The sequence below is a fragment of the Kocuria sp. CNJ-770 genome, from assembly GCF_001942375.1.
In the GTDB taxonomy this organism is placed as follows: domain Bacteria; phylum Actinomycetota; class Actinomycetes; order Actinomycetales; family Micrococcaceae; genus Kocuria; species Kocuria oceani.
The window spans coordinates 184,856-210,048 of the sequence record NZ_MKJW01000078.1 but is presented as its reverse complement, the minus strand read 5'-3'; the positions used below and the strand labels follow the sequence as shown (position 1 = coordinate 210,048).

The 25,193-nt window shown below is 72.7% G+C and carries 20 protein-coding genes and 1 pseudogene; 5 read left to right on the top strand and 16 right to left on the bottom strand.

Going from position 1 to position 25,193, the window contains the following annotated elements:
* Positions 1–6: 6 nt before the first annotated feature.
* Positions 7–1,254, bottom strand: coding sequence for an ornithine--oxo-acid transaminase (rocD, locus tag BJF77_RS05340; RefSeq protein ID WP_075871502.1), 1,248 nt, complete (start codon positions 1,252–1,254; stop codon positions 7–9).
* A gap of 132 nt (positions 1,255–1,386) precedes the next feature.
* Here rocD and BJF77_RS05335 point away from each other — a divergent pair, with 132 nt between their 5' ends.
* On the top strand, positions 1,387–2,274 hold the full coding sequence (locus tag BJF77_RS05335) for an alpha/beta fold hydrolase (RefSeq protein ID WP_047803575.1): 888 nt from the start codon (positions 1,387–1,389) through the stop codon (positions 2,272–2,274).
* Positions 2,275–2,313: 39 nt separating this feature from the next.
* On the opposite strand, the gene BJF77_RS05330 is transcribed toward BJF77_RS05335, so the two are convergent.
* From BJF77_RS05330 to BJF77_RS05310, 5 genes are all read right to left on the bottom strand, one after another.
* A complete protein-coding gene (locus BJF77_RS05330) occupies positions 2,314–2,778 on the bottom strand; it encodes a ribose-5-phosphate isomerase (protein WP_075871521.1) in 465 nt (154 codons plus the stop codon).
* Between the two features lie 100 nt (positions 2,779–2,878).
* A complete protein-coding gene (locus BJF77_RS05325; protein ID WP_075871501.1) occupies positions 2,879–3,628 on the bottom strand; it encodes a triose-phosphate isomerase in 750 nt (249 codons plus the stop codon).
* Positions 3,629–3,637: 9 nt separating this feature from the next.
* A complete protein-coding gene (locus tag BJF77_RS05320) occupies positions 3,638–5,374 on the bottom strand; it encodes a dihydroxyacetone kinase family protein (RefSeq protein ID WP_075871500.1) in 1,737 nt (578 codons plus the stop codon).
* A 101-nt stretch (positions 5,375–5,475) separates the two neighbouring features.
* Positions 5,476–6,471: a 3-hydroxyacyl-CoA dehydrogenase family protein gene (locus BJF77_RS05315; protein ID WP_047803637.1), complete on the bottom strand. Its 996-nt coding sequence runs from the start codon at positions 6,469–6,471 to the stop codon at positions 5,476–5,478.
* Positions 6,472–6,645: 174 nt separating this feature from the next.
* The gene (locus BJF77_RS05310) at positions 6,646–7,359 is read right to left on the bottom strand and encodes a GntR family transcriptional regulator (RefSeq protein WP_047803638.1); all 714 of its coding nucleotides are present in this window, start codon (positions 7,357–7,359) and stop codon (positions 6,646–6,648) included.
* A gap of 207 nt (positions 7,360–7,566) precedes the next feature.
* On the opposite strand from BJF77_RS05310, the gene BJF77_RS05305 reads away from it, so the two are divergent.
* The 3 genes from BJF77_RS05305 (at position 7,567) to BJF77_RS05295 (ending at position 10,842) form a co-directional block, all read left to right on the top strand.
* Complete coding sequence (locus BJF77_RS05305; RefSeq protein WP_047803577.1) at positions 7,567–8,991, top strand: GntP family permease; 1,425 nt, start codon at positions 7,567–7,569, stop codon at positions 8,989–8,991.
* A 66-nt stretch (positions 8,992–9,057) separates the two neighbouring features.
* A complete protein-coding gene (locus BJF77_RS05300) occupies positions 9,058–9,834 on the top strand; it encodes an SDR family NAD(P)-dependent oxidoreductase (protein ID WP_075871499.1) in 777 nt (258 codons plus the stop codon).
* A 66-nt stretch (positions 9,835–9,900) separates the two neighbouring features.
* Positions 9,901–10,842 carry a sugar phosphate isomerase/epimerase gene (locus BJF77_RS05295; protein ID WP_075871498.1) on the top strand — a complete coding sequence of 314 codons (942 nt, stop codon included), beginning with the start codon at positions 9,901–9,903 and terminating at the stop codon, positions 10,840–10,842.
* 440 nt (positions 10,843–11,282) lie between these two features.
* Here the strand turns inward: BJF77_RS05295 and mmsB are convergent, their stop codons facing one another.
* From mmsB to BJF77_RS05260, 7 genes are all read right to left on the bottom strand, one after another.
* Complete coding sequence (gene mmsB / locus BJF77_RS05290) at positions 11,283–12,536, bottom strand: multiple monosaccharide ABC transporter permease (RefSeq protein ID WP_047803580.1); 1,254 nt, start codon at positions 12,534–12,536, stop codon at positions 11,283–11,285.
* Between the two features lie 2 nt (positions 12,537–12,538).
* Positions 12,539–14,068, bottom strand: coding sequence for a multiple monosaccharide ABC transporter ATP-binding protein (gene mmsA, locus BJF77_RS05285; protein WP_047803581.1), 1,530 nt, complete (start codon positions 14,066–14,068; stop codon positions 12,539–12,541).
* A gap of 136 nt (positions 14,069–14,204) precedes the next feature.
* A complete protein-coding gene (gene chvE / locus BJF77_RS05280) occupies positions 14,205–15,182 on the bottom strand; it encodes a multiple monosaccharide ABC transporter substrate-binding protein (RefSeq protein WP_369821363.1) in 978 nt (325 codons plus the stop codon).
* A 216-nt stretch (positions 15,183–15,398) separates the two neighbouring features.
* Positions 15,399–16,913 carry an L-arabinose isomerase gene (gene araA / locus BJF77_RS05275; RefSeq protein WP_075871497.1) on the bottom strand — a complete coding sequence of 505 codons (1,515 nt, stop codon included), beginning with the start codon at positions 16,911–16,913 and terminating at the stop codon, positions 15,399–15,401.
* Entirely contained in the window at positions 16,888–17,640 is a 753-nt protein-coding gene (locus BJF77_RS05270) for an L-ribulose-5-phosphate 4-epimerase (protein WP_047803584.1), read from the bottom strand. The genes araA and BJF77_RS05270 overlap by 26 nt, the downstream gene beginning before the upstream one ends.
* Positions 17,637–19,325 carry a ribulokinase gene (gene araB, locus BJF77_RS05265; protein ID WP_075871496.1) on the bottom strand — a complete coding sequence of 563 codons (1,689 nt, stop codon included), beginning with the start codon at positions 19,323–19,325 and terminating at the stop codon, positions 17,637–17,639. The genes BJF77_RS05270 and araB overlap by 4 nt, the downstream gene beginning before the upstream one ends.
* 169 nt (positions 19,326–19,494) lie before the next feature.
* Positions 19,495–20,526, bottom strand: a complete 1,032-nt coding sequence (locus BJF77_RS05260; RefSeq protein ID WP_047803586.1) for a LacI family DNA-binding transcriptional regulator — start codon at positions 20,524–20,526, stop codon at positions 19,495–19,497.
* A 201-nt stretch (positions 20,527–20,727) separates the two neighbouring features.
* Here BJF77_RS05260 and BJF77_RS05255 point away from each other — a divergent pair, with 201 nt between their 5' ends.
* Positions 20,728–21,711, top strand: a complete 984-nt coding sequence (locus tag BJF77_RS05255; protein ID WP_075871495.1) for an aldo/keto reductase — start codon at positions 20,728–20,730, stop codon at positions 21,709–21,711.
* Between the two features lie 202 nt (positions 21,712–21,913).
* Here BJF77_RS05255 and BJF77_RS05250 read toward each other — a convergent pair whose 3' ends face one another.
* The 3 genes and pseudogenes from BJF77_RS05250 to BJF77_RS05240 all read right to left on the bottom strand — a co-directional run bounded on the left by BJF77_RS05250 (position 21,914) and on the right by BJF77_RS05240 (position 25,121).
* Positions 21,914–22,999 carry a low specificity L-threonine aldolase gene (locus BJF77_RS05250; protein WP_075871494.1) on the bottom strand — a complete coding sequence of 362 codons (1,086 nt, stop codon included), beginning with the start codon at positions 22,997–22,999 and terminating at the stop codon, positions 21,914–21,916.
* Positions 22,996–23,687: pseudogene (locus BJF77_RS05245) on the bottom strand (SDR family NAD(P)-dependent oxidoreductase). The gene BJF77_RS05250 and the pseudogene BJF77_RS05245 overlap by 4 nt, the downstream one beginning before the upstream one ends.
* Before the next feature lie 3 nt (positions 23,688–23,690).
* Positions 23,691–25,121, bottom strand: a complete 1,431-nt coding sequence (locus BJF77_RS05240) for a DUF6421 family protein (RefSeq protein ID WP_075871493.1) — start codon at positions 25,119–25,121, stop codon at positions 23,691–23,693.
* Positions 25,122–25,193: the final 72 nt, after the last annotated feature.

Genomic DNA, 25,193 nt, shown 5'->3' with positions numbered 1-25,193 from the left:
CGCGGCTCAGGCGGCCGCCATCTCCCGGAGCACCGCGGACAGGGCGGCCAGGCCCCGCTCCAGCTCCTCCTCCGTGATCACCAGCGGCGGGCTCAGCCGCACGGTCGCGCCGTGCGTGTCCTTGGCGATCACCCCGTGCGCCACCAGCCGCTCGCAGCACTCGCGGCCGGTGCCCAGGCGCGGGTCGATGTCGATCCCGGCCCACAGTCCGCGCCCGCGCACGGCGGTGAGGCCCAGCGGCGCGAGCTCGGCGAGACCGGCGTGCAGCCTCTCCCCCCGCTCCCGTGCCGCCCGCTGGGGCTCCCCGGTGGACAGCAGCCCGACGACGGCGCGGCCGACGGCGCCGGCCAGCGGGTTGCCGCCGAAGGTGCTGCCGTGCTGGCCCGGCCGCAGCACCGACAGGACCTCGGCGCGCCCCACGACCGCGGAGACCGGCAGGACGCCCCCGCCCAGGGCCTTGCCCAGCAGGTACAGGTCCGCCTCCACGCCCTCGTGCTCGCAGGCCAGCGTCCGGCCCGTGCGGCCCAGCCCGGACTGGATCTCGTCGGCGACGAGCAGGACGCCGCGCTCGGCGGTGCACCGCCGGACGCCCGCCAGGTAGCCCGGCGGCGGCACGATCACCCCGGCCTCGCCCTGGATCGGCTCCAGCAGCACCGCCACGGTGTCGTCCGTGAGCGCGGCCTCGAGCGCGGCGAGGTCCCCGAAGGGCACGGTGTCGAAGCCCGGGGTGTAGGGGCCGTAGTCGCGGTGCGCGTCGGCGTCGTCGGAGAAGCTGACGACCGTGGTGGTGCGGCCGTGGAAGTTGCCCGCCGCCACGACGATCCGTGCCCGGCCCGGGGCCACCCCCTTGCGCTCGTAGCCCCACTTCCGGGCGACCTTGATCGCCGACTCGACGGCCTCGGCGCCGGTGTTCATCGGCAGCATCATGTCCTGGCCGAGCAGCTCGCACAGCTCCCGGGCGAAGGGCCCGAGCTGGTCGTTGTGCACGGCACGGCTGGTCAGCGTCACCCGCTCCAGCTGGGCCCGGGCGGCCGCCAGGACCGCCGGGTGGCCGTGCCCGAGGTTCAGCGCCGAGTAGCCGGCGAGGAAGTCCAGGTACTCCCGGCCCTCCACGTCCGTGAGGGTGGCACCGTGCGCCCGGGCGACGACGACCTCCAGCGGGGAGTAGGTTCGGGCCGTGTACCGCTCGGCCGCGGCCGCGAGCTGCTGCGAGGCGGTCGCCCGGCCGGCGACGTGGACGGGGGCGTGGTTCATGGGGGTGTCTCCCGGTCGCGTCCTGGTGTTTCCTTGAGCATGTGCGCTCCGGCCCGCCGGGACAACCCCCGCGCCGGGTCCTCCGGGCCCACCCCGGGGCGCGCTTCGCCGATCCGACCGCCAGGAGGAACCGTGCTCGCCGACTTCGCCCCCCAGGACGTCCCCGTCCCCGACGGCGTGGTCCACGCCCGCACGGGCGGCGACGGCCCGCCCGTGCTCCTGCTGCACGGCTTCCCGCAGACGCACGCGATGTGGCACGCCCTGGCCCCCGTGCTCGCCGAGGAGTTCACCGTGGTCGCCGCCGACCTGCGCGGCTACGGCCGCTCCTGGACGGACAGCGAGGACTTCACCTTCCGGGCGATGGCCGCCGACCAGGTCCGGCTCATGCGCGCCCTGGGGCACGACCGGTTCCACGTCGTCGGGCACGACCGTGGCGCCCGGACCGCCCACCGCATGGCCTTCGACGCCCCCGAGGCGGTGCTCTCGGTCGCCCTGCTCGACATCCTGCCCACGCTGGAGGTGTGGCGGTCGATGGACGCCTGGCTGGTGCAGAAGTACTACCACTGGGCCTTCCTCGCCCAGGGCGGCGGACTGCCGCAGACGCTGATCGGCCACGACCCCGTCCACTTCGTGCGCGCGACGCTGCAGGGCCTCAGCGGCACCGAGGTCGGGTTCCACCCCGCCGCGCTCGCCGCCTACGAGGAGGCCGCGCGCGACCCGTCCGTGGTCGACGCCTGGTGCCGCGACTACCGCGCCGCGGCCGGACCGGACGTGGAGATCGACCGGGCCGACGAGGACGCCCGGCTCGAGCTCCCCGCGCTGGTCCTGTGGGGCGCCCGCGGCCGGGTGGGCGCCCGGGAGGACCCGCTCGAGCTGTGGCGGCGGCACTTCCCCCGGGCCGCGGGCCGGGCCGTGGACGCCGGCCACTTCCTCGCCGAGGAGCGCCCGGAGGAGGTCACGGCCGCGGTCCTGGCGCACCTGCGCGCCGCGGAGGCGCAGCCGGGCCCCCGGCACGGCTGAGCGTGGCGGGGGCCCGGTGATGCCGGTGCGGGCGTGCGGTCAGTCGTTCTCGTACTTGGTGATCGCCTCGACCTTGGCCGCCGAGGCGCTGGCCGGGTCGAAGACGTAGCCGATCCACTCCTTGGCCAGGCGCCGGGCCAGCTCGAGGCCGACGACCCGCTGGCCCATGCACAGCACCTGGGCGTTGTTGGAGAGCACCGAGCGCTCCACCGAGTAGGAGTCGTGGGCGGTCACCGCCCGGATGCCCGGGACCTTGTTCGCCGAGATCGCCACGCCCAGGCCCGTGCCGCAGATCAGCAGCGCCCGGTCGGCCTCCCCGGCGGCGACCTTCCGGGCCGCCTCCACTGCCACGTGCGGGTAGTCGGTGTTCTCGGTCTTCGAGACCCCGACGTCCACCACGCTCTCCACGCGGTCGTCGGCCTCCAGGTCCCGGCGCAGGGCCTCCTTGTAGTCGAATCCGGCGTCGTCGCCGCCGATCACGATCCGCAGCTTCTGCTCGCTCATGGGGTGCTCCTTCATCTCGTCGTTCACTGTCCGATGGTCTTTTCCCGGGTGCGTGGTCCGTGGGTCCGGGTGGTCCGTGGGTGCGGGTGCCGGAGGGGCCTCAGCGGCGCGCGGCGATCTCCAGCAGGTGCAGGTAGCCCTCCAGCTGCCAGGCGGTGCGGCCGACGAACAGGCCGTCCACGCCGGCGATGCCCAGCAGGTCGGCGGCGTTGTCCAGGTTCACCGACCCGCCGTAGAGCAGGCCCTGCACCCGTGACCCCCAGGCCGCCGCGAGGGCGGCGAAGGGCTCGGCCAGCTCCGCGGTGGTGGCCGGGCGGCCGTGCTCACCGATCGCCCAGACGGGTTCGTAGGCGATCAGCACCCGGGCCAGCTGGTCCTCGGCCAGGCCCTCCAGGGCCCGGCCGACCTGCTCGAGGATGTGCGCCCCGGAACCGCCCGCGGCCTGCACGTGCGCCGGTTCGCCCACGCACAGCAGCGGCACCAGTCCGTGGCGCAGGGTCGCGGCGACCTTGGCCCGGACGGTCTCGTCCGTCTCGGCGAAGTGCTCGCGCCGCTCGGAGTGGCCGATCTCCACGATCCGGGCCCCGGCGTCGGCGACCTGCGGCACAGAGACCTCCCCGGTCCAGGCCCCGGCGTCCTCCCAGTGGGCGTTCTGCGCCCCCACCAGCACCCGGGGCTCCTCGGCCAGGACCTGGGCCACCGCGGCGATCGCGGTGGCCGGCGGGATCACGAAGGGCTGCACGCCCCCCAGTTCCCGTCCGGCCAGGGCCTCGGCCAGGCCCTGGGCCCAGGCGGTGGCCTCGGCCAGGGTCTTGTTCATCTTCCAGCTGGTGCCGACCCACACCGTCACGGCCGCCCCCTACCGTGCGTCCGGGGCCTGGGCGAGGAAATCGCCCAGGGCGTCCATGAGCACGGAGAAGGACAGCGCGCCGGGGTCCGGGGTGCCCAGGCTCTTGTCCCCGAGCACCTTCGAGCGCCCGCGGCGGGCGGTGATCTCCGCGGTGGCCTCGGCCGCCTGACGGGCCACCGCGGCGGCCTGCTTGATCGCGTCCGCCAGATCGGAGGAGGCCTCGAACTCCTCCAGCAGCCTCGCCCGGAACGGCAGGGCGGCGTCGACCATGGTCTTGTCCCCCGGCTGGGCCCCGCCCAGCCGCACGATCGCGTCGATCCCGGCCAGGAGAGCGGCCACCACTTCCTCGGCCCCGGCGCCGGCGGAGTCGTCGAAGGCCCCGCCGGCGGCGGTCAGTGCCGCGCCCCACAGCGCCCCGGAGGTGCCGCCGGCCTCCTCGGCCCAGGCGTCACCGGCACGCACCAGGACCGTGCGGGCCCCGGCGCCGGCCTCCGCGGCGGCCCGGGCGGCGGCGGCCGCGCCCCGGGTGCCGTAGGCCATGCCCTGGCCGTGGTCGCCGTCGCCGGCGATGGCGTCCAGGCGGCCGAAGTCCTCCTCGTGCTCGGCCGCGGTGGCCTCCAGCACCTGCAGCGCCGTCAGGATCCGCCCGGTGACCTCCTGGGACTCCGGCGCGGCGGCCGGCACGTCCTCCTGCCCCGGGGTGTGCACCCCGGTGCGCGCCGGCCGGTCGGCCGTGTCCGGCGCGCCGCGGCGGAAGGCCGGGGTGTCGGCCGGGGCCAGCCAGTACCGCTCCAGCTCCTCGTCCAGGAACACCACGGTCAGCGACAGCCCGGCCATGTCGAGACTGGTGACGTGCTCGCCGACCTCCGGAGCCACCACGGTCAGCCCCTGGCCGGCCAGCCGCTCGGCCACCCGGCCGTAGACCACGAACAGCTCCTCGTACTTGACCGTGCCCAGCCCGTTGACCAGCACGGCCACCCGGCCCTCGTAGCCGTCCTGCCCGCGCGCCGGCTCCTCCGCCAGCACGCCGTCGACCAGCAGGTCGGCGATCTCGTCGGCCGTGCCCATCGGCACCTCGCGCACTCCCGGCTCCCCGTGGATGCCCAGCCCGATCGCCATCTCCCCGGCCGGCACGTGGAACAGCGCCTCCCCGGCCCCGGGCAGGGTGCAGCCCTCGAAGGCCACCCCGAAGGAGCGCGTCGCGTCGTTGGCCTTCCACGCCACCCGCTCGGCCTCGTCCAGGTCGGCCCCGGCCTCGATCGCCGCACCGGCGATCTTGAACACCATCAGGTCCCCGGCGATCCCGCGCCGTTCCCGGTGCGCCTCGGCCGGGCCGGAGGCAATGTCGTCGGAGACCCGCACGATGCGCACGTCCACGCCCTCGGCGCGCAGCTTCTCGGCCGCCTGCCCGAAGTGCAGCACGTCCCCGGCGTAGTTGCCGAAGCCCAGCACCACGCCGCCGCCGTTCTCCGCCGAGCGCGCCACGGAGTACACCTGGGAGGCCGAGGGCGAGGAGAAGATGTTGCCGCACGGCGCGCCGTGGCCCATCCCCGGGCCCACCCACCCGGCGAAGGCCGGATAGTGCCCCGAGCCCCCGCCGATCACCAGCGCCGGCTGGCCCTCCGGGGTGTCGGTCGAGCGCACCACCCCGCCGTGGGCCAGGGCCACGTGCTCGGGATGAGCCGCCGCATAGCCCCGCAGCGCGTCGGACGCGAACTCCGCAGGATCGTTCACAAGAAAAGTCATCGTTCCAGCCTCGGTGGTCTCGGTGGGTCGGGGGCGGGACGGCCGCGTTCGACGTCGGGCGCCGCCGTCCCGCTCGGGGATCTCGGTACGGTGCGGCCGGCTCAGCCGGCGGGGGCGGACGCGCCGCCCTGCTGGGCGGTCTCCTCGTCGACCGGGCTGGGGCCCAGGTCCTCGAGCAGCCGGCCCATGGCCACGTAGGCCTTGTTGCGGTAGGCGACGAGGTCGTTCGAGCGTTCGGCGGGGATCTGCAGGAACCCGGCGCCGGACTTCGTGCCGAGCTTGCCGGCGTCGACGAGGTCCTGCAGGACCTTGGGCGTGGCGAAGCGCTCGGGGAACGAGGTCTGCAGGGAGGCGTAGCAGAAGGAGTAGACGTCCAGTCCCGCCATGTCCGCGATCGCGAAGGGGCCGAAGAACGGGAGGCGGAAGCCGAAGGTGGTGCGCACCAGCGTGTCGACGTCCTCGGCCGTGGCGATGCCCTCCTCGACCACCTGGGCGGCCTCGTGGAACAGGGCGTACTGCAGGCGGTTGAGGACGAAGCCCGTGACGTCCTTGACCACCGCCGCCTTCTTGCCGGTCAGCTCGACGATCTCCTTGGCCGCCTCGACCGTCTCGGGCGCGGTGGTCTCGTGAGGGATGACCTCCACGCCGGGGATGAAGGGCGCCGGGTTCGAGAAGTGCACGCCCAGGAAGCGGCCCGGGTGCTCGACGACCTCGGCGAGCTGGGCGATGGAGATGGTGGAGGTGTTGGAGCCGATCACGGCGTCCGCCGGGGCGGCGTCGCTGATCCGGCGCAGCGTGGCGTGCTTGATCTCGAGCTTCTCCGGCACGGCCTCCTCCACGTAGGAGGCGTCCGCGACGGCCTCCTCGATGCTGGGGGCGGCCCACAGGTTCTCGCGCAGGCGCTCGACCGCGTCCGCCGGGAAGAGCCCGTCCGCGACGAACTGCTCCGCCTCCCCGAGGAGCCGCTCGAGGTTCCCCTCGGCGATCTCCTGGGAGATGTCGGCGAGCGCGACCCGGGCTCCGCCGAGGGCCAGCACCTGGGCGATGCCCCCGCCCATGTATCCCGAGCCGACAACCGCTACTGAACGCTGAGCCATGATCCCCATCTCCTCCGGTGTGCACGTGTTCCGTCTGTGGACACGGCGGCGCCGGAGCGCGGATCGGGAGCGACCTCGGACACCGACTCAGGCCATACCGTGTTTCCTATAGGATCCACGGACGCAGATGTGGTGTCAACCACACCGCGGCGGGAGGGCAGGTCGGAACGTGGCTCAGGCGCTCTCGTCCCGGAGGTCGCGGTCGGCGCGCTCGTACTCGCTGATCGCCCGCTCCCGCACCCCGCAGATGTGCCCGGCCATGGCGATCCGGGCCGCCGCGGCGTCACCCCGGCGCAGCGCCGTGAGGATCCGCGCGTGCTCCTCGATGGCGCTGCGCGCGTCCTGCACGCCCAGGCCGCTGAACAGCCGGAACCGGTGCACGTGCCCGCCGAGGGACTCGTAGGCGCCCAGGACGAACTTGTTGTTCGCCTGCTCCGCGATGAGCCGGTGGAAGCGCTCGTCGGCCTCCCAGTAGGAGCGGTAGTCGGAGAAGTGGGGGCCGTTCGGCGCGCCCCGGAGGTCGTCGATGGAGCGCTCGAGGGCCTCCAGGAACGGCCGGTCCGCGTGGCCGCAGGCGAGTTCGGCGTTGTAGGGCTCGATGAGCAGCCGTGCGTCCATGAGGTCCAGCAGCTCCTCGTGGGTCAGCAGGGGCGCCACGCGGTAGCCGCGCAGCGCGGCCCGGACCACCAGGCTCGTGGACTCCAGCCGCGCCAGGGCCTCCCGGACCGGCGTGGGGGAAACGCCCAGCTCGCGCGCCGTGCCGTCGATGCTGATCGGATCCCCGGACTTGAGCTCCCCGTCCATCAGGCGCGCGAGGATCTCCTTGTACACCTGGTCCGCCAGGATGCTGCGCTGCACCCACGCTCCGCCCGGAACGTCGTTCGTCATGTCGATGCCCTCGCTCACTTCTGCCCTGACAGGAATTGTCCCACGCCCCACCCGGGCCGGCTCCACACCGCCCTCTCGACGACGGCCGGAGGAGGCTGGACACCGGACCAATATCCTATAGGGTATTGGCCAACGGCTCCTCGGATGTGGTCCACGCCACAGTGCAGAAGTGGCCGGCCCCGCGTCCCGATCAAAGGTGACTCAGCTATGCACATCCTTCTTCCCGCCGCCACGGCGGATGCACTCGTCCTGGCGGAGAGGCCCACCTGGGCGCTCATCGCCATCGCGGTCGTGGCCATCGCCGCGCTGCTCTTCCTGATCATCAAGCTGCGCATGCACGCGTTCTTCGCCCTCATCATCATCAGCGTCCTCACGGGACTGGCGGCCGGCATCGGCGTGGGCGACGTCATGGCGGTGGTCATCGCCGGCTTCAGCACCACGGTGGGCAACGTGGCCCTGCTGGTGGGCTTCGGCGCGGTCCTCGGCCGCCTGGTCGAGGTCTCCGGCGGCGCCCAGGTGCTCGCCGACGCGATGCTCCGCCGTTTCGGGGAGAAGCGGGCCCCGCTGGCCCTGGCGGTCGCCTCCCTCTTCTACGCGTTCCCGATCTTCCTCGACGCCGGCTTCATCGTGATGCTGCCGATCATCTACACGGTCGCCCGCCGCCTGGGCGGCTCCTTCATGCTCTACGTGCTGCCCTCGATCGGCGCCTTCCTGATGATGCACGCCCTCACCCCGCCGCACCCCGGTCCCACGGCCGCGGCTACGGTGATGGGCGCCGACGTCGGCATGGTGGTGCTGATCGCCCTGCTGGTGGGCCTGCCCACCTGGTACCTGGCCGGCTACCGGCTCGGCCTGGCCCTCGCCAAGCGCTATCCGGACATGCCCGTGCCGAACCTCCTCGGCGAGGTGGACCTGGACGAGGACACCCCCCGGCCGGGGTTCTGGACCATCATCTTCGTCCTCCTGCTGCCGCTCGTGCTCATCTTCTTCAACACCCTGTTCACCACGCTCGAGGCGAGCGGGGCCGTGGGCGAGGACAACGTCCTGTTCCGCCTCTCCCGGCTCATCGGCAACACCCCGATCGCCCTGCTCATCGCCACGCTGTTCGCGATGTACCTGCTCTACCTGCGCCCGCGCCGCGGCCGGGGCAGCATCGGCGGGGCCCTGGAGGACCTGGTCGACAACGCCCTGGCTCCGGTCTGCTCGATCATCCTGATCACCGGCGCCGGCGGCGCCTTCGGCCGTGTCCTCACCGAGACGGGCATCGGCGCCACCATCGCCGAGGGGCTCGACGCCCTGGGCCTCCCGGTCATCCTGGCCGGCTTCCTCGTGGCGATCGCCTTCCGCGTGGCCCAGGGCTCGGCGACCGTGGCCGCCACCACCGCGGGCTCCATCATGGCCCCGGCCGTGGCCGAGCTGGGCCTGTCCGGGATCGCGCTGGCCGCCATCGTGGTCGCCATCGCGGCGGGGTCCATCACGTTCTCGCACGTGAACGACTCGGGCTTCTGGCTGATCGGCAAGTTCTGCGGCTTCGACACCGTGACCACGCTCAAGACGTGGTCGGTGATCGGCACCGCGATCGGCTTCATGGCCTTCGCCCTCGCGTGGATCGTCTACGCCCTGGCCGCCTGATCCCTGCGGCCCGCACGCCCCTCCCCCGGCATCCCCCGACATCCCCCTGACATCGCAGGAGCACCCATGACGCACGGACAGTTTCCCGCACGACGCACGGCCGTCGTCACCGGCGCCGGAGCCGTCCGCGGCATCGGCCGCCACGTCGCCCGCCGGATGGCGCAGGAGGGCTGGGCCCTGGCGGTGCTCGACGTCGACGCCGACGGCGTCCGGTCCTTCGCCGACGAGCTCGCCGGGCGGACGGCGCAGCCCGTGCGCGGCATCGCGGTCGACGTGGCCGACCCGGACTCGGTCGACGCGGCGTTCGAGGAGATCGACGCGCATCTTCCGCCGGTGCTCGCCGAGGTGAACCTGGCCGGCATCGCCAGCCCGCACACGCTCTTCGAGCTGACGAAGGACGTGTGGACCCGTGTGCTGGACGTGAACGCCACGGGCACGCTGCTCATGATGCAGGCCGCGGCACGTCGCATGATCGAGGGCGGGCACGGCGGGCGGATCGTCAACACGTCCTCGATCACCGCCTACGACGGCGGTGGGACCTTCTCGAAGACCGGCTACGCCGCGGCGAAGGCTGCCGTCCTCGGCCTCACCCGGGGCGGTGCCCGGGAGCTCGGCGGGCACGAGATCACCTGCAACGCCATCGTCCCCGGGCCCATCGACACCGACATCATGGGCGGCACGCTCACGGACGAGCGCAGGGCCGCCATGTCGGCGGCCGTGCCCGCCGGACGCGTCGGGCGGCCCGAGGAGGTCGCCGCGCTGGTCAACTTCCTCACCAGTCCCGAGGCCGGCTTCGTCAACGGCGCGTCCTACTTCGTGGACGGCGGCAAGCACATGGTCTGAGCCCGCACCCCGCACGTCCTTCCGGCGCCCCGTGCGCCACCGACACCACCCACCAAGGAGAGCACCATGCCGCACACCCCGGAGAGCTGGCCCATCGGGGCCGCCCTGCTGAACTTCACGGGCACCACTGCCGACGGCCGCGACCGCACCGCCGCCGGTCCCGAGGCCTGGAAGCAGACCCTGCGCGAGGTCCGCCTCGCCGGCTTCGACCACGTCGACCTCACCGACTCCTGGGTCCGCCCCGGCGACCTCGACACCGACGGCCGCCGGCGGCTGCTGGAGACGGCCCGGTCCTACGACCTCGCCTTCAGCGACATCGCGGTGACCCGCAAGAGCGTGATCACCCCGGACGAGGAGCAGGCGCAGCGGAACATCGCCTACACCAAGCGCACCATCGACGCGGCCGTGGACCTCGAGGCGCCCATGGTCTGCGTGGGCCTGCACGACCCGTTCACCGAGGCGCAGAAGGACGCCACCTGGTTCTGGCTGGCGCCGGGCGCCGAGGACGAGGACACCGCGGAGAACCGGGCGAAGGCGGCCGAGCGCTTCCGCGAGCTCGGCGAGTACGCCGGGGAGCGGGGGGTCGGCCTGTCCCTGGAGATGTACGAGGGCACCTTCCTGGGCACCGCCGACAGCTCGGTGGAGCTCGTCACCGCCGTGGACCTGCCCAACGTGGGCCTGTGCCCCGACATCGGCAACATCGTCCGCCTGCACCGCGAGGTGGAGGACTGGCGCGAGATGCTCACCAAGATGCTGCCGCACGCCAACTACTGGCAGCTGAAGAACTACTTCCGGGACCACGATCCCGCCACCGGGTCCTACGCCTCCGCCCCGGCGCCGCTGGCCCTGGGCTACATCGACTACCGCGAGGCCATCGGCATGGCGCTCGAGGCCGGCTTCGACGGCCCCATGTGCGTGGAGCACTACGGGGGCGACGGGCTCAGCGTGACGGCCATGAACCGGGACTACATCCGCGGCATCCTGGCCGCCAAGCTCCCGGAGGACTGACTCCCGCGGAGCCGGCCACGCCGGGGATGGCGCCGTTGGGGCGCCATCCCCGGCTCCGTCGTTCCGGTCGCCCGTCGCCGCGGCGCCCGCGCTGATCATTCAGCCGACTTACCTTTTCGGGTCCCAACCCGTAACGTGGAACCGATACGGCCCCGCCGTGCACGCCGGCAGGCGTGCCGAGGGCCGCCCCGGACCGTCCCCGGCACCCCGGGACGGACCCGGGTCCGGACTAGGGAAGGAGCACCAGCATGCGCAAGATCCTCTTCATGGTCGGCACCGCCGTCTTCAGCCGCGTCATGGCGAAGCGGCGCGAGAACAAGGGCGGCCGCCGCTAGACGGCCGTGCCCGCCGCCCGCGGCCCCGGCAGGGAGCGCGGGCGGCAACGACGGACGGGCCCGCCCGGCATGATGCCGGGCGGGCCCGTCCGTCCTTGCGCTCCGCTACTTCAGCGCGTTGGAGGCCCGCCGCTTGTTGAAGACGTCGAAGCCGACGGCGAGCAGCAGCACCAGGCCCTTGATGAACTGCTGGTAGTCGATGCCCACGCCCATGAGCGACATGCCGTTGTTGAGCACGCCCATGATCAGCCCGCCGGTGATGGCGCCGATGATGGTGCCCACGCCGCCGGTCACGGCGGCGCCGCCGATGAACGCCGCGGCGATCGCGTCCAGCTCGAACAGGTTGCCGGCACCGGGGCCGGCGGAGTTCAGGCGGCCGGTGAACACGAGGCCCGCCAGCGCGGCCAGCACCCCCATGTTGACGAACAGCAGGAAGTCCACGCGCTTGGTGTTGACGCCCGAGAGCTGGGCCGCCTGCAGGTTGCCGCCGCGGGCGTAGACGTGCCGGCCGAAGACGGTCCGGTTCATGACCGCGCTGTAGGCGACCACGAGCACCCCGAGCACCACGAGCACGATCGGGGTGCCGCCGCGGGAGCTGGCGAGCAGGAAGGTCAGGCCCAGGACGACGACGACGCCGAAGACCAGCCGGGTGAGGAACCAGGCGCGGGGCTCGTCGTCCAGGCCGAGCTTGGCCCGGGTGGCCCGGCCGCGCAACTGGCTGACGACCAGCAGGGCGGTGGCGAACAGGCCGAGGCCCACCGTGGTCCAGTCCAGGATGTTGGTCTCGGGCGGGAACAGGCCCGGGAAGAGGGACCCGCCGCCGAGCTGGCGGTACTCCGAGGGGAACCCGGTGATGCGCTGGTTCTCGAGCACGATCTGGGTCAGGCCGCGGAAGACGAGCATGCCCGCGAGGGTGACGATGAAGGCCGGGATGCCGATGTAGGCCACCCAGAACCCCTGCCAGGCCCCCACGAGGGCGCCGACCGCGAGGGACGCCACGAGGGCCACCCACCACGGCAGGCTCCAGTCCCGGATCATGATCCCGGACATGGCACCCACGAACGCGGCCACGGAGCCCACCGAGAGGTCGATGTGGCCGGCCACGATGATCATGACCATCCCGATGGCCAGCAGCAGGATGTAGCTGTTCTGGACGATGATGTTGGAGACGTTGTCCGGCTGGAGCAGGGCTCCGCCCGTGAGCACCTGGAACAGCGTCACGATGACCAGCAGGGCCAGGAAGATGCCGATCTGGCGCAGCCGGCTGGTGAGGAAGCGCCCGGCGTCGGCCACGGTCGAGGGCTTCTTCGGGCCCCTGGTGCTGAGGACCCGGTCCTCGTCGGCGAGGGTGGAAACCATGGTCAGTCCTTCTCCTTGGTCATGTGCTGCATGAGTCGTTCGGGGGTGGCCTCGGCGATGGGGACCTCGGCGGTGATCCGGCCCTCGGCGAGCGTGTAGATGCGGTCGCAGATCCCCAGGAGCTCCGGCAGCTCGGAGGAGATCACGAGGACGGCTTTGCCCTGCGCGGCCAGCTGGTTGATGATCGTGTAGATCTCGTACTTCGCGCCCACGTCGATGCCGCGCGTCGGCTCGTCGAGGATCAGCACGTCCGGGTCGGCAAACATCCACTTGGACAGCACGACCTTCTGCTGGTTGCCGCCGGAGAGCTTGCCGGTGACGGCCGCCACGGACGGCGCCTTGATGTTCATGCTCTTCCGGTAGTCCTGGGCGACCAGCGTCTCGCGGCCGCCGTCCACCCAGCCCGCGGAGGCCAGCTTGGGCAGGGCGGCGGCGGAGATGTTCCGCTTGATGTCGTCGATCAGGTTGAGCCCGTAGCGCTTGCGGTCCTCCGTGGCGTAGGCGATCCCGTGCCGGATGGCCTCCTGGACGGTCCGGCAGGTGATCTCCTGGCCGTTCTTGTACAGGGTCCCGGTGATGCCGGACCCGTAGCTGCGCCCGAAGATGCTCATCGCCAGCTCGGTCCGCCCGGCGCCCATGAGCCCGGCGATCCCGACGATCTCGCCGGCCCGCACGGACAGGTGCGCGTCGTCCACGACCACCCGGGAGTGCTCCTGGGGGTGGTGCACCGTCCAGTGCTCCACGCGCAGCACCTCCTCCCCGATCGCGGGGGTCCGCTCCGGGTACCGGTTGGTGAGCTCGCGGCCGACCATGCCCTTGATGATCCGGTCCTCGGTGACCGAGCCGTCGTGCAGGCTGAGGGTCTCGATGGTCCGGCCGTCGCGCAGGATGGTCACGGAGTCCGCGATCGCCCGGATCTCGTTGAGCTTGTGGCTGATGATGATGCAGGTGATCCCGTCCTCCCGCAGCCCGCGGACGAGGCCGAGCAGGTGCGCGGAGTCCTCGTCGTTGAGCGCGGCGGTGGGCTCGTCGAGGATCAGCAGCTTCACGTCCTTGGACAGCGCCTTGGCGATCTCCACGAGCTGCTGCTTGCCCACCCCGATGTCCCCGGCCCGGGTGACGGGGTTCAGGTCCAGGCCCACGCGCCGGAGCAGCTCGGAGGCCCGGACGTTGGTCTCGTTCCAGTCGATGACCCCGCGGGTGGCGCGCTCGTTGCCCAGGAAGATGTTCTCGGCCACGGACAGGAACGGGGACAGCGCCAGCTCCTGGTGGATGATCACCACGCCGCTGCGCTCGCTGTCCTTGATGTCGCGGAAGGAGACCGTCCGGCCGTCCAGGACGATGTCGCCCTCGTAGGTGCCGTGCGGGTAGACGCCGGAGAGCACCTTCATGAGGGTGGACTTGCCGGCGCCGTTCTCCCCGCAGATCGCATGCACCTCACCGCGGGCGACGGCGAGGTTGACGTCCTGCAGCGCCTTGACGCCGGGGAAGGACTTGCTGATCCGGCGCATCTCGAGCACGTGCTCGCTCATGCGGGTCTCCTTGTCTGGGGCTGGAGTGGTGGCGGGTCGGAGTGGTGGCGGGTCGGGATGGTGGCGGACCCGGCGGGAGAGGAATGCTGCGGCGGGACCGGCCGGGCGGAGGGGCCGCCCGGCCGGTCCGGGTCCCCTACTCGAGCTCGGAGGCCTCGTAGTAGCCGCTGTCCACGAGGACCTCCTGGTAGTTGTCCTTCGTGACGATCTGGGACTCCAGCAGGTAGGCGGGGACGACCTTCACGCCGTTGTCGTAGGTCTCCTCGTCGTTGACCTCCGGCTCCTCGCCCTTCATCAGGGAGTCGACCATCACGACCGCGCGCTCGCCGAGCTCGCGCACGTCCTTGAAGATGGTGGAGTACTGCTCGTCGTTGACGATCGACTTCACGGAGCCCACCTCGGCGTCCTGTCCGGTGACCACCGGAAGCTCGTCCTTGGAGTAGCCGCCGGAGCGCAGCGCGGAGATGATCCCGATCGACAGCCCGTCGTAGGGGGAGAGCACGCCGTCGAGCTGCTCGCCGCCGCCCACGGTGATGAGGTCCTCCATACGGTCCTGGGCGGTGTCCGGCAGCCAGCGCAGGATGGCGGCCTGCTCGAACTCGGTCTGCCCGCTGGGCACGTTGAGGGTGCCGTCGTCCAGGTAGGGCTTGAGGGTGTCCATGGCGCCGTTCCAGAAGAAGGTGGCGTTGTTGTCGTCGGGGCTGCCGGCGAAGAGCTCCACGTTGAACGGGCCCTTCTCCCCGGTCGGCTCGCCGTTCTCGTCGAGGATCCCCAGGCCGGTGAGCAGCGAGGTGCCCTGCTGCACGCCCACCTCGTAGTTGTCGAAGGTCGTGTAGTAGTCCACGGTGTCGGACTCGTTGATGAGCCGGTCGTAGGCGATCACGGGGATGTCCTGGGACTCCGCGGTGTCGAGCACGCTGGTGAGCGTGGTGCCGTCGATCGAGGCGATCACCAGGGCCTTCGCCCCGCCGTTGATCATGTTCTCGATCTGGGAGATCTGGGTGGGGATGTCGTCGTTGGCGTACTGGAGGTCCACCTCGTAGCCGAGCTCCTCGAGCTCCGCCTTGACGTTCTCCCCGTCGGCGATCCAGCGCTCGGACTGCTGGGTGGGCATGGCCACCCCGATCCGGGCGCCTCGTTGGAGCCCTCCTCCGCGCCGGCGCCGCGGCTGCCGCCGCAGGCGCTGAGGCCGAGAACGAGGGTCAGTGCGGTCACCCCGGTGAGGGTCCGCTTCAGGTGGGTCTTCGCGGTCATGGTCGTGCCTTTCGTCGGTCCGGTCCCCGGTGGCCGGAGGTCCGTGCTGGGTCCGTGCTGTGTGCGGTGGTGGAGGTCAGAGCTTCTGCGCCAGGCGATAGTAGGCGGAGTTCCAGCGCACCTCGCGCTGGAACTCGCGCAGGGTGGTGGAGTCGTCGATGAGCAGCAGCTCGGTGCCGGTGATCTCGGCGAAGTCGCGGATCACGTCCGCGCCCACCGCGGTGCTGAGCACCGTGTGGTGGGCGGCCCCGGCGGTGAGCCAGGCCGCGGCCGAGGTCGCGAGGTCCGGCTGCGGGCGCCACACCGCCCGGGCCACCGGCAGGTGCGGCAGCGGGGCGTCCGGGGGCACGACGTCGACGGTGTTGGCCGTGAGCCGGAACCGGTCGCGCATGTCGGACATCGCCACGACCACGCCCGGCCCGGCGTCGGTGTCGAACACCAGGCGCACCGGGTCCTCCTTCCCGCCGATGCCCAGCGGGTGCACCTCGAGGGAGGGCCGGGCCGTGGTGAGGGTCGGGCAGATCTCCAGCATGTGGGCGCCGAGGATCTTCTCCTCGCCGGGGACCAGGTGGTAGGTGTAGTCCTCCATCAGGGAGGCGCCCCCGGGCAGCCCGGCGCCCATCACCTTCGCGGCCCGCACCAGCAGCGCCGTCTTCCAGTCGCCCTCCGCGCCGAAGCCGTAGCCGCGGGCCATGAGCCGCTGCACGGCCAGGCCCGGCAGCTGGCGCAGCCCGCCGAGGTCCTCGAAGTTGGTGGTGAAGGCGCCGAAGCCGCCCTCCTCGAGGAACTGGAACAGCCCGAGCTCCTGCCGGGCCCCGTAGCGCAGGGACTCGTGGCGCTCGCCGCCGCGGCGCAGCTCGGGGGCCACGTCGTAGAGCTCCTCGTACTCGGCGACGAGCTCGTCCACGCGGTCCTCGGCCTGGGCGTCCACCACGGCCACGAGGTCGTTGACCCCCCAGGTGTTCACGGAGACCCCGAACCGCAGCTCGGCCTCCGTCTTGTCGCCCTCGGTGACGGCGACGTTGCGCATGTTGTCCCCGAAGCGGGCGATCCGCAGTCCCTGGACCGCGGCCCGGCCGGCGCAGGCCCGCTGCCAGGCGGCGATCTGACCGGTGACCTCGGAGTTCGAGGCGTGGCCGACCACGGTCTTGCGCGGGACGTCGAGCCGGGTCTGGATGTAGCCGAACTCCCGGTCCCCGTGCGCGGCCTGGTTGAGGTTCATGAAGTCGAAGTCGATCTCGCCCCAGGGCAGCTCGACGTTGATCTGGGTGTGCAGGTGCAGCAGCGGCTTGCGCAGCGTGTCCAGGCCGGTGATCCACATCTTGGCGGGGCTGAAGGTGTGCATCCACGCGATCACGCCGATCACGTTGTCCTCGGCGTTGGCCTCCAGCGCGGTGCGGCGGATCGAGGCGGCGTCCTTGAGGGTGGGCCGCCACACCACGCGCACCGGCAGTCCGGCGTCGTCGAGCATCCCGACGATCGCGCGGGACTGCTCGGCCACCTGGCGGAGCGTCTCCTCGCCGTAGAGGTCCTGGCTGCCGGTGAGGAACCAGACCTCGTAGGGCTCAAGAGTGGTGCTGAGAGGGCTCAAGGGAGTGCGCTCCTGGGGTCGAGGGGGTGGTGGCGGGCTGCTGGCCGTAGACGTTCTGGTACCGGTCGAAGAGGGAGTCCACGTGGCCGGGGTCGATGGGCAGCGGCTCGCCCAGCTGGCGGGACAGGTGCACGGTGCGCGCGACGTCCTCGAGCATGGCGGCGGCCTTGACGGCGTCGCGGGCGTCCTTGCCGATCGTGAAGGGACCGTGGTTGCGCATCAGCACCGCGCGGGAGCGGTGCCCGGAGAGGGTCTCCACGATGCCGCGCCCGATCGAGTCGTCGCCGATGATCGCGAAGGGCCCCACGGGGATCTCCCCGCCGAACTCGTCCGCCATGGCCGTGAGGACGCAGGGGACGGGCTCGCCGCGGGCGGCCCACGCCGTGGCGTAGGGCGAGTGGGTGTGCACCACTCCCCCGACCTCGGGCATGTGCCGGTACACGTAGGCGTGGGCGGCGGTGTCGCTGGAGGGCGAGCGCTCCGCGCCCGGGGTGCCGGGCACGGGCCGGCCGTCGAGGTCGCAGAGGATCTGGTTCTCGGGGCCGAGCTCGTCGTAGCTCACGCCGCTGGGCTTGATGACGAAAAGGTCGGTGCCGGGGACCCGCCCGGACACGTTGCCGGCGGTCCACACCACCAGGCCGTAGCGCACCAGCTCGGCGTGCAGGTCGGCGACCTCCTGCCGGGTGCGGGCCACGCGCTCCTCGAGCTCGGGCGTCAGGGTGTTCATGCGGAGACCTCCTGGGTGGATCGGGCCTGGCGGCGCAGCGCCTTGAGCCGGCGCATGACGTCGTTGCCGCCGCGGCCGAAGTGGTCGTGCAGCGCGGTGTACTCGGCGTACAGCGCGGAGTAGGCCTCGGTGCGGGCCGGGTCCGGGGTGTACGCGCCGTGCTCCAGCCGGCCCATCGCCCCGGCGGCGGTCCGGACGTCGGGATAAGCCCCGGCGGCCACGGCCGCGTGGATCGCGGAGCCGAGGGCGGGGCCCTGGTCGCTGCCGATGACGGAGATCGGCATGCCCAGCACGTCCGCGTAGATCTGCATCAGGAACGCGTTCTTGATCAGGCCGCCGGCCGCCACGAACTCGGTGACGGGGATCCCCGAGGCCGCGAACGTCTCGACGATGGTGCGGGTGCCGAACGCGGTGGCCTCCAGCAGCGCCCGGTAGACCTCGTGGGGGCGGGTGGCGAGGGTGAGCCCCACGAGCAGCCCGGAGAGCTCGTGGTCCACGAGCACCGAGCGGTTGCCGGACTGCCAGTCCAGGGCCACGAGCCCGTGGGCGCCCACCGGCTCCCGGCTCGCCTGCTCGGTGAGCAGCTCGTGCACGCTCAGCCCACGGGCAGCGGCCTCCTCGCGGAGGGTGCCGGGCACGAAGTGGGCGGTGAACCAGCCGAAGATGTCCCCCACCCCGGACTGGCCGGCCTCGTAGCCGTAGAGCCCGTCGATGATCCCGCCGTCCACCACGCCGCACATGCCGGGGACCTCCCGCAGGGTGGCCGAGCTCATGACGTGGCAGGTGGAGGTGCCCATGATCGCGACCATCTGCCCCGGGTCGGTGGCCCGGGCGGCCGGGGCGCAGACGTGGGCGTCGACGTTGCCGACGGCCACCGCGATGCCGGCCGGCAGGCCAGTCCACGCGGCCGCCTCGGCGCTGAGCGTGCCGGCCGCGGCGCCGAGGGCGCCGACGGGGTGGTCGACCTTCTCCTCGGCGAAGCCGGCGAAGTCCGGGTTCAGCGCGGCCAGGAACTCCCGGCCCGGGTACTGCCCGTCCTGCAGGATGCCCTTGTAGCCGGCCGAGCAGGCGTTGCGCACGTAGTTGCCGGTCAGCTGCCACACGATCCAGTCCGCGGCCTCCACCCAGTGGTCCATCCGCTGGTAGAGCTCCGGGTCCTCCTCGAGCAGCTGCAGGCCCTTGGCGAACTCCCACTCGCTGGAGATCAGCCCGCCGTAGCGGGGCAGCCAGCGCTCCCCCCGCCGGGCGGCGAGCTCGTTGATGCGGTCGGCCTGGGGCTGGGCGGCGTGGTGGCGCCACAGCTTCACGTAGGCGTGCGGGCGGTCCGCCAGTCCGGGCAGCTCGTTGAGGGGCGTGCCGTCGGCCACCACGGGGACCATGGTGCACGCGGTGAAGTCGGTGCCGATGCCCACCACGGCGGCGGGGTCCACGCCGGCGGCGCGCACCGCCGCGGGCACCGCCTGCCGCAGCACCTCGACGTAGTCGGCGGGCACCTGCAGGGCCCACTCGGGCGGGAGGGGCGCCCCCGTGGCGGCCAGGACGGTGTCCATCACGCCGTGCCGGTACTCGTGCACGGCGGACCCCAGCTCGGCGCCGTCGTGCACCCGCACGACCACGGCCCGCCCGGAGAGGGTGCCGTAGTCGACGCCGACGACGTACGTGGGGGTGGTGCTGCTCTGGCTCACGGTGGACCTCGTTGTCGCTCGAGCCGTTCCGCCCGGACCCGGCGGTCGGTTGCCGCCGGAGCCGAATGTGAACGGTCACATCTGCATGTCCGGGACAACGTACACCGCCATGGAGTGAGGTGCACCACAGTGTCACATAACGGTTTGGTAACGGACGGATCGGGGGGGGTCAGGCGGGCGGCGGCGCCGTGGAGCGGCGCCGCACGAGCTCGGGCACCACGTCCCCGGCCTGGACAGGGCCGTCGCCGCGCAGCTCCGCCAGGAGCACCGCCACGCAGCGCCGGCCGAGCTCGGGGAAGTCCTGCCGGACGGTCGTCAGCGGCGGCAGAAAGTGCGCCGACTCGGGGACGTCGTCGAAGCCGACCACGCTGATGTCCTCCGGCACGCGCAGCCCGGTCTCCGCAAAGGCGTGCACCAGGCCGAGCGCGATGTGGTCGTTGCCCGAGACCACGCCGGTGAAGTCCCGTCGCTCGCGCAGCACCAGGCCCACGCGGTAGCCGGACTCCGCCGTCCACTCCCCCGCGGTGGCGAGCGCGGGCTCGAGCCCCCAGGCGGCCATCTCCTCGCGGTAGCCCTGGCGCCGGGCGTCGGTCTCGACCCAGCCCTCCGGGCCGGGCACGTGCAGCACCCGCCGGTGGCCCAGCTCGAGCAGGTGCCGGGTGGCCCGCCGGGCGCCGGCCAGCTGGTCCACCGACATCCGGTGGTCCGTGCCGTGCAGGGAGTGCACCGTGACGAAGGGGATCCGGATGGAGAGCTGCTCGATCACCTCCAGGGTGGCCGACTGCGGGGCCAGCAGCACCAGCCCCTCGACCGCGTGGCCCATCAGCCGGTCGAGCGCCGCCTCGATGGAGGCCCGGTCCGCGTGGTCGATGTGCGCGGTGTCCACCACGTAGCCGGCCTCGGTGGCCGCGGTCTGGACCGCCTGCAGGCTCGCCGTGGGCCCGTACTCGGCGCCCGAGGAGACCAGGGCCCCGATGATCCGGGACTCGCTGGTGACCAGGGCCCGCGCGGCCCGGTTGGGCCGGAAGCGCAGCTCCTCCATGGCCTCCAGCACCCGCCGGCGCGTGGAGTCCCGCAGGTTCGGGTGACCGTTGAGCACCCGGGAGACCGTCTGGTGGGAGACCCCGGCCGCCCGTGCCACGTCCCGGATGTTCGGGGCGCGCTGAGGGCGCGCGGCGCGTGCGCCGTCCTCGTCGATCATGGCCGAAACGGTACTCCACGGGTTCGGCCGGGCACATCCGGGACGCCCCCGGCCCCCGGCGGCGGGGCCGGCGCGGCGGGGATGCTTGCGCGCGGAGGCCGCCGCACCGCATGGTTGACCCCGGTGCCACCCGATCGGCGGGGCGCCGTCCCCCGCGGAGGCGGAGGACTCCCACCGAACGCGGAACGGACGACACGACGCATGGAACACCGCACACTGGGCCGAACCGGACGCACCGTCTCCACCGTGGGCCTGGGCACCTGGCAGCTGGGCGCCGACTGGGGCGAGGTCGAGCCGGCCGAGGCCACCGCGGTCCTGGAGGCGGCCGTGGAGTCCGGGGTCGACTTCTTCGACACCGCCGACGTCTACGGCGACGGGCGCAGCGAGCAGACGATCGGGGCGTTCCTGCAGGAGCACCCGGAGCTCGACATCACCGTGGCCACGAAGATGGGCCGGCGCGTGGACCAGGTCCCCGAGAACTACGTCCTGGCCCACTTCCGGCAGTGGGTGGACCGCTCCCGCCGGAACCTGGGCACCGACACCCTCGACCTGGTCCAGCTGCACTGCCCGCCCACCCCGGTCTACAGCGACCAGGAGGTCTACGACGCGCTGGACACCCTCGTGGAGGAGGGGTCGATCCGCCACTACGGCGTCAGCGTGGAGCGCACCGACGAGGCCCTGGCCGCGATCGCGCGCGGGAACACCGCCACGGTGCAGATCATCCTCAACGCCTTCCGGCTCAAGCCACTGGACGCCGTGCTGCCGGCGGCGCGGGAGGCCGGCGTCGGGATCATCGCCCGGGTGCCCCTGGCCTCGGGCCTGCTCTCCGGGAAGTACACGAAGGACACCCGGTTCGCGGAGGACGACCACCGCAACTACAACCGCACCGGCAGCGCCTTCGACGTCGGCGAGACGTTCTCCGGGGTCGACTTCGAGCGCGGCCTCGAGGCGGTCCGGGAGTTCTCCGAGCTGCTGCCGGAGGGCGCCCCCACCGCCCAGGCCGCCCTCGCCTGGGTGATCGCCCAGGAGGGCGTCAGCACGGTGATCCCGGGGGCGCGCAGCGTGGAGCAGGCCCGCGCCAACGCCTCGGCCGCGGACACCGGGTCCCTGGGCCGTGACCTCGACGAGGGGGTCCGCCGGATCTACGACGCCTACTTCCGCGAGAGCGTCCACCCCCGCTGGTGAGCGGGCCCGTCGTCGTGGTGCCCGGCCCCGGGGACGGGCACCACGACGACGCGGCGGGACCGGCTGCGGCCCCGGGATAGCGTGGGCGGATGGGCTGGCACATCGGCACCTCCTCGACGGCGGGTGAGGACGCCGGCGGCGCCGGGGAACGACGGATCGCCGTCCTCCCCTCGGTTCCCGGCCCCGCACGGAGGTCCCGGCGCTATCCCACCGCCTGCGGCTCGGCCGCGAGCTCGGACCGGAGGGCCGCCACGAAGGCGTCGACGTCCCCGGCCGTGGTGTCGAAGCTGCACACCCAGCGCACCTCGCCCGTCGCGGCGTCCCAGTCGTAGAACCGGAAGCGCCGCCGGAGGCGGTCGGCGACGCCGCCGGGCAGGACGGCGAAGACGGCGTTCACCTGGGTCGGCTGGGTGAAGGCGACACCGCGCATCGACCCGTCGGCGATGCCCGCCTCGATGCCGTCGCGCAGGCGCCGGGCCATCGCGTTCGCATGGCCGGCGGTGCGCAGGTACAGGTCCCCGTCCAGGAGCGCCAGCAGCTGGGCCGAGACGAACCGCATCTTCGACGCGAGCTGCATCTGGTGCTTGCGCAGATGGACCAGCCCCTGGGACGCGGCCCGGTTCAGGACCACCACCGCCTCGGCGCCCAGCGCCCCGTTCTTGGTGCCGCCGAGGCTGAGCACGTCGACGCCGGCGTCGGTGGTGAAGGCGCGCAGGGGCAGGCCGAGGGCGGCCGCCGCGTTCGAGAGCCGCGCCCCGTCCAGGTGGACGGACATGCCGTGCGCGTGCGCGTGGTCCGTGACGGCGCGGATCTCGTCCGGCGTGTACAGGGTGCCGAGCTCGGTGGACTGGGTGAGGTGGACCACGAGCGGCTGGGCGCGGTGCTCGTCCCCCCAGCCCCAGGCCTCCGCGGCGATCCGTTCGGGCGTGAGCTTGCCGTCGGCCGCGGGGACGGGCAGCAGCTTGATGCCGGCGGACTTCTCGGGGGCGCCGCCCTCGTCGACGTGGATGTGCGCCGTGTCCACGCAGATCACGGCGCCCCAGCGCGGGAGCATCGACTGGAGGCCGACGACGTTGGCGCCCGTGCCGTTGAACACCGGCCACACCGACGCGCCCTCGCCGAAGTGCCGCACGATCACGTCCTGCAGGCGTGCCGTGTACTCGTCCCCGCCGTAGGCGGCCTGGTGGCCGCCATTGGCCTCGGCCAGGGCGTCGAGCACCTCCGGGTGGACCCCGGAGTAGTTGTCGGAGGCGAATCCCCGCAGCTCCGTGTCGTGCAGCCTCGTCATGGGGTGCGTCGTCCTTCCTGGTCGAGTTCGATCGTGGAGTCGTTCAGTGCCGCGGCCTCGGCGCCCCACAGCCCGGCACAGGCCGTGGCGAGGCGCTCCTCCAGGCCGGCCAGGGCCCGCACCCGGAAGATCACGGCCGCGGCCCGCAGCGGGGTGCCGGCCTCGCGGGCGGACCTCGCGTACCCCTGGGCCACCGCCCGGGTCCACGCCTCGCCGGCGGCCTTGACCGCGGCGTAGTTGGCGCCGCCCGCCAGCGGACGGGCGACCGCGGTCGAGGACACGATCACCAGCCGGCCCGCCGGTGAGGCCCGCAGGTCCTCGTCGAAGGCGCGGCTCAGGTGCCGCAGCGCGGAGAACGAGGCTCGAGCGCCCGGTAGTCGTCCTCCGTCTGCCCGGCGAGCCCGCCGCCGCCGCGCCAGCCGCCGACGAGGTGCAGGAGCCCGTCGATCGGCACACGGTCGTGGCGCAGCCGGCGGGCGAGCGCGAGCACCGCGTACTCGTCCGCGAGGTCCAGCGCGTCCACGCGGGCCCCCAGGGCTGCGAGCGGCGCGAGCTTCTCGGCGCTGCGGCCCGTGGCGACGACGCGGGCCCCGGCGGCGGTCAGGACGCGGGTCGCCGCCAGCCCGGAGGCGCTGGTCGCGCCGGCGATCAGCACGGTGCGGCCGCTCAGGTCTGTCAGGTCGGTCATCGCTCAGCCGTCCGAGGCGCGGATGCCGGTCGTCGAGGCGATGACGGCTCGCATCCTCTTCTCGAGCGCCTCGAAGAACATCGAGAGGGGGAACTCGTCGTCCAGCACCAGGTCCGTGTACCCCTTCGGCGGTCCGGCGAGGACCTCGCGCGGGAGCCCCTGCGCCCACGCCGAGGCGGGGTGCGGGGTGACCACGGAGGCGACGAGCTCGTAGGCCTTCAGCCAGTGCACCGTCTTCGGCCGGTCGATCGACTCCCAGTACAGCCGGTCGATGGCGTCGCCGAGCCCGACCACCGCGTCGGCGACCCGGTCCCAGTCGATGCTGAGCTCGACGTCGCGCCACTGCAGCACGTGCCGGCGGTGGAGCCAGGCGAACAGCAGCTGCCCGCCCAGCCCGTCGTAGTTGCGGACCCGCGACCCGGTGACGGCGAAGCGGAAGATCCTGTCGAAGATCACCGCGTACTGCACGAGCCCGGCGTGCCGGCGGGTCTGCTCCTCGAGCCCGGTGAGCTCCTCGCCGGCCGCCGCGCGCGCCGTGAGCGCGCGCTCGATGGTGAGCGACTCGCGGAACGCCGTGAGGTCGCAGCGCAGCTCCTCCAGGGAGTACAGGAAGAACGGCATCCGCTGCTTGATCATGAAGGGGTCGAACGGCAGGTCGCCGCGCATGTGCGTGCGGTCGTGGATCATGTCCCACATCACGAAGGTCTTCTCGGCCAGGTCCTGGTCGGCGAGCAGCGCCGCGGCCTCGTCGGGCAGGTCCAGCTGGGTGATGCCGGCGGCCGCGGTGACCACACGGCGGTAGCGCGCCGCCTCGCGGTCCTGGAAGATGGCGCCCCAGGTGAACCGCGGGGTCTCCCGCACGGCGACCGTCTCGGGGAACAGCACCGCCGAGTTCGTGTCGTAGCCCGGGGTGAAGTCGATCAGCCGCAGGGACACGAACAGCTCGTTGTCGTAGTCCCCGGCCTCGAGCGCGGCGATGAACTCGGGCCAGATCACCTCGACGATCAGGGCCTCGACGTACCGGTGCGCCGACCCGTTCTGGGTGCACATCGGGAACACGACGAGGTGCCGGAGGCCGTCGACCCGGTGCCGCTGCGGCTGGAACTCGACCAGGGAGTCCAGGAAGTCCGGCGCCCCGAACCCCCCGTCCGCCCAGCGGGCGAAGTCGGCCGGCAGGGCCGTCAGGTACGCCGCGTCGTGCGGGAACAGCGGAGCCAGGTCCGCGACCGACGCCACGATCCGCCCGACGAGCTCGCGCGCCGCCGGGTGGTCGGAGGCCTCCGGAATCGATCCGTCCGCGATCTGCAGCGCCTGCAGGTCCGTGGCCGCCGCTCTGAGCCGCAGCCACGCGGGGTTCGACTCCACGGAGCAGGCGTCCTCCACGACCTCGGGCTCTCCGATGACGGCCGACACGGTCTGCAGTGACGTGGACATGAAAACCCTCCCATCCGGGAAATCGACGGAAATTCTACGGTGACACCGCTCACATGCAGGAAGATTCACACG

Bases quoted from the DNA above. Each gene is read 5' to 3' on its own strand.
- BJF77_RS05315 (WP_047803637.1), bottom strand. From the start codon at position 6,471: ATGGCTCAGCGTTCAGTAGCGGTTGTCGGCTCGGGATACATGGGCGGG.
- BJF77_RS05270 (WP_047803584.1), bottom strand. From the start codon at position 17,640: ATGAACACCCTGACGCCCGAGCTCGAGGAGCGCGTGGCCCGCACCCGG.
- BJF77_RS05320 (WP_075871500.1), bottom strand. From the start codon at position 5,374: ATGACTTTTCTTGTGAACGATCCTGCGGAGTTCGCGTCCGACGCGCTG.
- rocD (WP_075871502.1), bottom strand. From the start codon at position 1,254: ATGAACCACGCCCCCGTCCACGTCGCCGGCCGGGCGACCGCCTCGCAG.
- BJF77_RS05310 (WP_047803638.1), bottom strand. From the start codon at position 7,359: ATGACGAACGACGTTCCGGGCGGAGCGTGGGTGCAGCGCAGCATCCTG.
- BJF77_RS05300 (WP_075871499.1), top strand. From the start codon at position 9,058: ATGACGCACGGACAGTTTCCCGCACGACGCACGGCCGTCGTCACCGGC.
- BJF77_RS05260 (WP_047803586.1), bottom strand. From the start codon at position 20,526: ATGATCGACGAGGACGGCGCACGCGCCGCGCGCCCTCAGCGCGCCCCG.
- BJF77_RS05305 (WP_047803577.1), top strand. From the start codon at position 7,567: ATGCACATCCTTCTTCCCGCCGCCACGGCGGATGCACTCGTCCTGGCG.
- BJF77_RS05255 (WP_075871495.1), top strand. From the start codon at position 20,728: ATGGAACACCGCACACTGGGCCGAACCGGACGCACCGTCTCCACCGTG.
- mmsB (WP_047803580.1), bottom strand. From the start codon at position 12,536: ATGGTTTCCACCCTCGCCGACGAGGACCGGGTCCTCAGCACCAGGGGC.
- BJF77_RS05330 (WP_075871521.1), bottom strand. From the start codon at position 2,778: ATGAGCGAGCAGAAGCTGCGGATCGTGATCGGCGGCGACGACGCCGGA.
- mmsA (WP_047803581.1), bottom strand. From the start codon at position 14,068: ATGAGCGAGCACGTGCTCGAGATGCGCCGGATCAGCAAGTCCTTCCCC.
- BJF77_RS05250 (WP_075871494.1), bottom strand. From the start codon at position 22,999: ATGACGAGGCTGCACGACACGGAGCTGCGGGGATTCGCCTCCGACAAC.
- chvE (WP_369821363.1), bottom strand. From the start codon at position 15,182: ATGCCCACCCAGCAGTCCGAGCGCTGGATCGCCGACGGGGAGAACGTC.
- BJF77_RS05240 (WP_075871493.1), bottom strand. From the start codon at position 25,121: ATGTCCACGTCACTGCAGACCGTGTCGGCCGTCATCGGAGAGCCCGAG.
- BJF77_RS05295 (WP_075871498.1), top strand. From the start codon at position 9,901: ATGCCGCACACCCCGGAGAGCTGGCCCATCGGGGCCGCCCTGCTGAAC.